The organism is Rhodovarius lipocyclicus (assembly GCF_009900765.1).
Lineage (GTDB): Bacteria > Pseudomonadota > Alphaproteobacteria > Acetobacterales > Acetobacteraceae > Rhodovarius > Rhodovarius lipocyclicus.
The window spans coordinates 24,175-31,232 of record NZ_JAAABL010000041.1 but is presented as its reverse complement, the minus strand read 5'-3'; the positions used below and the strand labels follow the sequence as shown (position 1 = coordinate 31,232).

Sequence of the window (7,058 nt, the reverse complement as noted above, 5' to 3'; positions counted from 1 at the left end):
CGGCCGGGCGGTCGCGGCGGGGGCCACGGTCGCCCTCACGGCGCGGACCGCGGTTTTCGCCTTCGCGGCGCGGGCCGCGCTGTTCGCCGTCACGGCGGGGGCCGCGATGCTGCGGGCGTTCCGGCCGGGCCGGGCGCGCCCAAGCCACGCGCGCCGGCAGGGCCGGGCCGTACATGTCGTCCGGCAGCACCTCGGCCTCGATCAGGCGGAAGCCCAGGCCGTTCAGCACCACGCCCACCTGCTCCGGCTTGATGCCGTAGCGGGCCAGGATTTCCGGCGGCAGAGGCGCGGGGCCACGGCGGGTGGCATAGGCCAGCTCGCCGCCCGCGCGTTCCGCCACGTCCAGGCGCATCAGCAGCGGGCCGCAGGGCACCCAGCCGATGGATTCCGCGAAGCCCGGCGGCCAAGTCAGCGCCAGCACCCCATCGGCGGGGATGGTGACCAGGCCCGGCGCCGGCAGTTCCGGCGTGGGGATGTTGCGCGACAGCGACCACAGCAGCGCGCGCAGCCCCATGGCGCGGGGCTTCAGCGCCTCCGGCACATACAGGGCATAGCGGCCGGCGCGGGCGCCGATGGCCTTCAGCTTGGCCGCGACGTCCTGCGGGGTGTCCTGCTTGGTGTTGCCGGGCTTCAGGCCGAGGGTTTCGCGCAGCTGGAAGGCCGGGCCGCGCAGCGTGTTGTCGCTCTCGGCCTTGGCCTCGACGGCGGCGATGCTCGCCAGGTCCTTGGTCAGGATGCCGTCGATATAGGCCGCGAGGCGGGCGCGCACGCGCTCCCGCTGGGCGCCGTCCAGGAACTCGCTGGGCAGCACCTCCACCTGCGGCTTGCCGGGCTCGGAGCCAGGGCGCAGGCGGGCCACCTCGGCGCCATCCCAGGCGATCTTGTGGTCGCTGGTCAGGCTGAAGGTCTCGGCCTTGGCCAGTTCCAGCGCGGCCACGCGGCGGGGCATTTCCTCACGCAATGCCCGGCGGGCCGCGCGCAGCACCAGCTTGCGGGTTTCCTCGTCCTCGGCCGTCGTGTCGGGGTGGAACAGGAAGCCCGCCACCTTGCCCACATTGTGGCCTTCGACGATCACCTCACCCTGGCGGGTGACGGCGGAGAGCAATTCCTCCTCGCTGCCCGGGTCCAGGCGGCGGATCAGGTGGGCCGCGCGGCGGTCCACGAAGCGCTGGGTCAGGCGCTCATGCAGCGCGTCGGACAGCGCGTCCTCGGCCACGCGGGCCAGGCCCTGGAACTCCGGGGCGTTGCGCAGCCAGTCGCCGCGCGCCGCGATATAGGACCAGGTGCGGATGGCCGACAGGCGCGCCATCAGCGTGTCGATATCGCCCTCGGTGTTGGAGGTGGAGGCGATCTGCGCCGCCATCCAATCCTCGGGCAGGGCGCCGTCGGTGGCCAGGTGCTGGAAGATGGTGCCGCACAGCTTGGTGTGGCTGTCATCGGCCAGCTTGCGGAAATCGGGCACCGAGCACGCATCCCACAGCAGCTGCATGCGGCCGCGGCCCTGGGCCAGGCGGCGGATCTCGCTCTCGCGCGCCAGCATGGACAGGGTGATGTGGTCGGTCGCGTCATGGCCCTTGGACAGGCCGGGGGCCGGCGGGGGCGCCGCCAGGCTGTCCAGCAGCGCGTCGATGCTGGTGAAGTCCAGCTCCGGGTTGCGCCAGGCCAGCGTCTTCAGCGCCTCGAACTGATGGTTCTGGATCTTGTCCACCATCTCATCCGGCAGGGGCTTGCAGTCGCCCGTGGTGCCGAAGGTGCCGTCGCGCATGCCGCGCCCGGCGCGGCCGGCGATCTGGGCCGCTTCCTGCGCCTGCAACAGGCGCGGCGCATGGCCGTCGAACTTCACCAGCGACGCGAAGGCCACATGGTCCACATCCATGTTCAGGCCCATGCCGATGGCATCCGTCGCCACCAGGAAATCGACCTCGCGGTTCTGGTACAGCGCGACCTGGGCGTTGCGGGTGCGGGGGCTGAGGCGCCCCATCACCACCGCGCAGCCGCCGCGCCGCGTGCGGATCGCCTCGGCGATCGCATAGACCTCGCCGGCGGAGAACGCGACGACGGCCGAGCGCGGCGGCAGCCGGCCGAGCTTGGCGAAGCCCGTATGCGTCAGCTGCGACAGGCGGGGGCGGGTGTCGATCTCCACCTGCGGCACCAGGCGCTGCAACAGGGGGCGGATGGTCTCGGCCCCCATGAACATGGTTTCCACCATGCCGCGCGCGTTCAGCAGCCGGTCGGTGAAGACGTGGCCGCGATCGGGATCGGCGCAGAGCTGGATCTCATCCACCGCCACGAATTCCACCCGGCGGTCGAGCGGCATGGCTTCCACCGTGCAGGCGAACCACTTGGCATCGGGCGGGACGATCTTTTCCTCGCCCGTGATGAGGGCGACGTTACGCTCGCCCTTGGCGGCCACCATGCGGTCGTAATTCTCGCGCGCCAGCAGGCGCAGCGGAAAGCCGATGATGCCGGAGGAATGCGCGAGCATCCTCTCCATCGCGAGATGAGTCTTGCCCGTGTTGGTAGGGCCGAGAATGGCGCGGACGCGTGCTTCGAACATACCTTGAACAACCGTGGCTGGACGTGGCGGGTTTGATGGGCCGAAAGCGCGCGGATTGCAACCGCACCCGGCCGCACGGCAGGGCCGCAATCGCGCTGGCCGGGCGCGGGATGGCGCTTTTCCCGCTTTTCGGCGCCACAGTGACGGGATGAGGACACTGGATTTGCCCTTGCGCCGCCTGCGCGGCTCCGATGCCGCCGCTTGGCGCGCGCTGCGGTTGCGCGGATTGCGTGAGGAGCCCGGCGCCTTCGGCTCGGCGTGGGAGGAGGAGGAACCCCACCCCCTGCCCTGGTTCGCGGAGCGGCTGGAACGCCACGCGGTGCTGGGCGCGGGCGCCGCCACGCTGCATGCCACCGCCGGGCTGTTGCTGGAGACCGCGCTGAAGCACCGCCACAAGGCCGTACTGTGGGGCGTGTTCGTGGCGCCGGAGGCACGCGGCCAAGGCCTGGCGCGGCTGATGATGCGCCATCTGATCTGGCACGCGGCGGACCACGGCCTCCGCGACATCCGCCTGACGACCTCGGCCGAAAACCGGGCGGCGCTGGCGCTCTACGCCAGCCTCGGCTTCGTGCCCTATGGCCGGGAACCGCGCGCGACGCTGGTGGAAGGCAGGCTGGAGGAAGCGGTGATGATGGCGCTGCATCTGGATGCTTCCTGGTTCTCAAACCCCCGCCCAGACGCCATACCGGGGCTGTGTCCCCCGCCGCCCGCTTCGCCCTGATCTTCGGTGCCCAGTTCGCCTCCTTGGGGGCGGCGATGCCCTTCGTGCCGTCGGTGCTGGCGGCGGGCGGGCTGAGCGCGCAGCAGGTGGGGCTGGTGCTGGCGCTGGGCACCGGCACGCGGCTGCTGGCCAACCCCTGGGCCGCGCGCATCGCGGACCGCACGGGCCTGCGCGGCACGCTGGCGCTGGGGGCCGTGCTGGCCGGGCTGCTGCTGCCGGCGCTGGGCTGGGGGCAGGGGCTGGCGGTGCTGCTGGCGGTCTATGTGGTGCACAGCGCCGCGGTGGCGCCGATCGTCACCCTTTCCGACGCCGCCGCCATCGCGGAAATGCGCCGCCGCCCCTTCGACTATGGCCGGGTGCGGGCGGCGGGGTCCGTCACCTTCATCCTGGCCGCGCTGGCGGCGGGGCAGGTGGCGGGGCTGTGGGGGCCGGGGGCGGTGCTGTACATCTCGGCCGGCGCCCTGCTGCTGACGGCGGCGCTGGCGCTGAGCCTGCCGCCGCACGGGGCCCTGCCGCCGGCCGCGCGCGGCAGCATGTGGGAACCGCTGCGCCACGCGGCCTTCCGGCGGCTGCTGCCGGCCTCCGCGCTGATCCAGGGCAGCCACGCGATGTACAACGGGTTCTCGACCCTGCACTGGCAGGCAGCGGGGCTGTCGCCCGGGCTGGTAGGCGCGCTGTGGGCCACGGGCGTGGTGGCGGAGGTGGGGCTGTTCCTGTTCGGCCGCCGCATCGTGGACCGGCTGGGCGCGCGCGGCCTGGCCCTGCTGGCCGCCGGGGCCGGGGCGGTGCGCTGGACCATCACGGGCATCACGGTGGAACCCTGGCTGCTGTTCCCGGTGAACGCGCTGCACGCCGCCACCTTCGGCGCCATGCACCTGGCCGCGATCCGCAGCCTGGGCGCGCTGCCGCCCGCGCTGGGGGCACGGGCACAGGCACTGCACACCTCGCTGGGGGTGGGGCTGGCAACCGGGGTGATGATGGTGCTGGCCGGGCCGCTGTATGCCGCGCTGGATGGGCGGGCGTTCTGGGTGATGGCCGGGCTGTGCGCGATGGGGATGGTGGCGGCGGTGCGGCTGCCGAGAGGGTAGCGGGGGCGGCGTTGCCCCCGGAAAACCCCAGCAAGGGGTTGCAGCAACCCTTTGAACCCATTTTTTGGCGCCTTACCTTGATAGGTGAGGCGCCATTTTCATGATAAAAATCAACAGGAAAGACGCTGGCAGGACCAGCGCCAAACTCATGGGGTGCAGGGGGCAGGGCCCCCTGGCAACCACTTGTCCAGGGGGGCGGCGCCCCCTGGGTTGCGCCCTCAGGCCGCCGAGCGGATCGCCGCGGCCTTCACATCCTCGCCCACGGCGCCGGCGAAGGTTTCGAAGTTCTGCTCGAACATCGCCACCAGCTTCTTCGCCGTCGCGTCGTAGGCGGCCTTGTCGGCCCAGGCTTCACGCGGGTTCAGCACGTTGTCGGGCACGCCCGGCACATGCTTGGGGATGGACAGGCCGAAGAACGGGTCGGTCACGAATTCCACCTTGGCCAGGCTGCCGTCCAGCGCGCCGCGCAGCAGGGCGCGGGTGTGCTGGATGGACATGCGCTTGCCCACGCCATACACGCCGCCGCTCCAGCCGGTGTTCACCAGCCAGCAATCGGCGCCGTACTTGGCCACCAGCTCGCTCAGCATCTTGCCGTACACCTCGGGGTGGCGCGGCAGGAAGGGCGCGCCGAAGCAGGTGCTGAAGGTGGCCTGCGGCTCGGCGCCCACGCCCTTTTCGGTGCCGGCCACGCGGGCGGTGTAGCCCGACAGGTAGTGGTACATCGCCTGCGCGGGCGTCAGCTTGCTGATGGGCGGCAGCACGCCGAAGGCATCGGCGGTCAGCATCACCACATTCTTCGGGATGCCCGCCTGCCCGCCGACATGGATGTTCGGGATGAAATCCACCGGGTAGCAGCTGCGGGTGTTCTCGGTGTAGCGGTTGTCGTCCAGGTCGAGGTTGCCGTGCTCGTCGGCCACCACGTTTTCCAGCACCGCGCCGAAGCGGTGGGACGCCGCCCAGATCTGCGGCTCCGCCTCACGCGACAGCTTGATGACCTTGGCGTAGCAACCGCCCTCGAAGTTGAACACGCCGTGGTCGGACCAGCCATGCTCGTCATCGCCGATCAGCGCGCGCTCGGGGTCGGACGACAGGGTGGTCTTGCCGGTGCCCGACAGGCCGAAGAACAGCGCCACGTCGCCCGCCTTGCCCACATTGGCCGAGCAGTGCATCGGCAGCACGCCCTTGGCCGGCAGCAGCCAGTTCATGACGGTGAAGATGCTCTTCTTGATCTCACCGGCGTAGCTGGTGCCGGCGATGCAGATCAGCTTCTTGGCGAAGGACAGCGCGATCAGCGTCTTGCTGCGGCAGCCGTCGATCGCCGGGTCGGCCTCGAATTCCGGGGCGTGCAGGATGGTGAAGTCCGGCACGAAACCTTCCAGCTCCGCGCGCTCGGGGCGGATGAACATGTTCCGGGCGAACATGGCGTGCCAGGCATTGGTGGTCACCAGCCGCACCTTGATGCGGTGGGCCGGGTCGGCGCCGGCGTACAGGTCCTGGGTGAACAGCACCGGGCGGGTGGCCAGCCAGGCCTGGGTGCGGGCGACGAAACCCGCGAACTTCTCGGGGGCCAGCTTCTGGTTGACCTTGCCCCACCAGACCTCATTGGTCACTTCCGCGTCGTCCGCCACGAACTTGTCCTGGGCGGAACGGCCCGTGTGCTGGCCGGTGACCGCCATGAAGGCGCCATCGGCGGACAGCCGGCCTTCGCCGCGCTGGATGGCCAGGGCGGTCAGTCCCGCGGCGGTCAGGTTCGCATGGATGGGGGCGGAGGTTTCCACGCCGGTCCCGGCGAGGGCAGGGTTGCTCATCAGACTCTCCAGACAGCAAGGCAGTGTCGCCAGCTGAGAAAAGCCAGCGCGCGCCACCGGTTAATCAGGCCTTGAGGCGGAAATACGGCGGCGGGGCACAGTTCGCAATCCGAACTTTGTAAAGCTGTGTCGGAGACATGCAGAGGTTATGTCGCCGCCGCCGTTTGCAGTCTGAGGCACCTTATTTCTTGCGGGCCCGCCGGGTGGCTTCCACCAATTCTTGCCGCACCGCAGCAATATCGGCGGCCGGGGCGGTGAAGGCCAGGCGGTGCGTCGCCTCGCCCGCCGCCAGGTCGCAGCCATCCACGTCGAGGCCCACCATGCGCCAGGGCAGCCCGCCGCCGGCGATGGCGGCCAGCGCGTCGGCATGGTCCTGGTTCATGTGGTCCAGCACGCCCTGTTCGGCGGCGGCCAGGGTGGCGACGGCCTCGGGGTCCGGCGTGTAGTCCGCCTGGCGCAGGCGGTGGGCGGCGGCGAAACCGGCCACCAGCAGGGCGTTCACGGGGGCGATGCGCCACAGAGTGAAATCCCCGAATTCCGCGTATTGCGCGGCATAGGGGTGGCGGGCCAGCCAGCGGGCCTTCAGCGCGGGGTCGGCCACGCGCTCCGCCAGGCCGGTGATGGTCACGCGCGGGGCGGTCTGCGGGTTGGGGCCGGCGGGAGTGCCGGTGGCGAGCAGGGAGCAGCGGGGCTCCGCCACCAAATGCCGCGTGTGCTGGGACAGCATGGACAGGAACAGCAGCACCGCGCCATCGGGCGCCAGCGCATGGGTGACCAGGCTGGCGAAGGGCTGGCCCTGCTGCTGGGTGGCCAGCGTGGCGGCGGGGGCGGCGCGCAGGATGCAGCGGGCGGTGAAGGCGTGGTTCGCTTCCATGCCCCGACAG

At 71.1% G+C, this 7,058-nt stretch carries 5 protein-coding genes; 2 read left to right on the top strand and 3 right to left on the bottom strand.

Annotated elements, in window-relative coordinates:
• Nucleotides 1–2,557: helicase-related protein (locus GT007_RS18660; RefSeq protein WP_160123179.1), on the bottom strand; the 2,557-nt coding region annotated here is incomplete at its 3' end.
• A 163-nt stretch (nt 2,558–2,720) separates the two neighbouring features.
• Here GT007_RS18660 and GT007_RS18655 point away from each other — a divergent pair.
• Nucleotides 2,721–3,278 carry a GNAT family N-acetyltransferase gene (locus tag GT007_RS18655; protein WP_160123178.1) on the top strand — a complete coding sequence of 186 codons (558 nt, stop codon included), beginning with the start codon at nt 2,721–2,723 and terminating at the stop codon, nt 3,276–3,278.
• Entirely contained in the window at nt 3,251–4,366 is a 1,116-nt protein-coding gene (locus GT007_RS18650; RefSeq protein WP_160123177.1) for an MFS transporter, read from the top strand. Before GT007_RS18655 ends, GT007_RS18650 begins: the two co-directional genes overlap by 28 nt.
• Nucleotides 4,367–4,584: 218 nt before the next feature.
• Here the strand turns inward: GT007_RS18650 and GT007_RS18645 are convergent, their stop codons facing one another.
• The gene (locus GT007_RS18645; RefSeq protein ID WP_160123176.1) at nt 4,585–6,174 is read right to left on the bottom strand and encodes a phosphoenolpyruvate carboxykinase; all 1,590 of its coding nucleotides are present in this window, start codon (nt 6,172–6,174) and stop codon (nt 4,585–4,587) included.
• 181 nt (nt 6,175–6,355) lie between these two features.
• Nucleotides 6,356–7,048, bottom strand: a complete 693-nt coding sequence (locus GT007_RS18640) for a HugZ family pyridoxamine 5'-phosphate oxidase (RefSeq protein ID WP_160123175.1) — start codon at nt 7,046–7,048, stop codon at nt 6,356–6,358.
• Between the last annotated feature and the right edge of the window lie 10 nt (nt 7,049–7,058).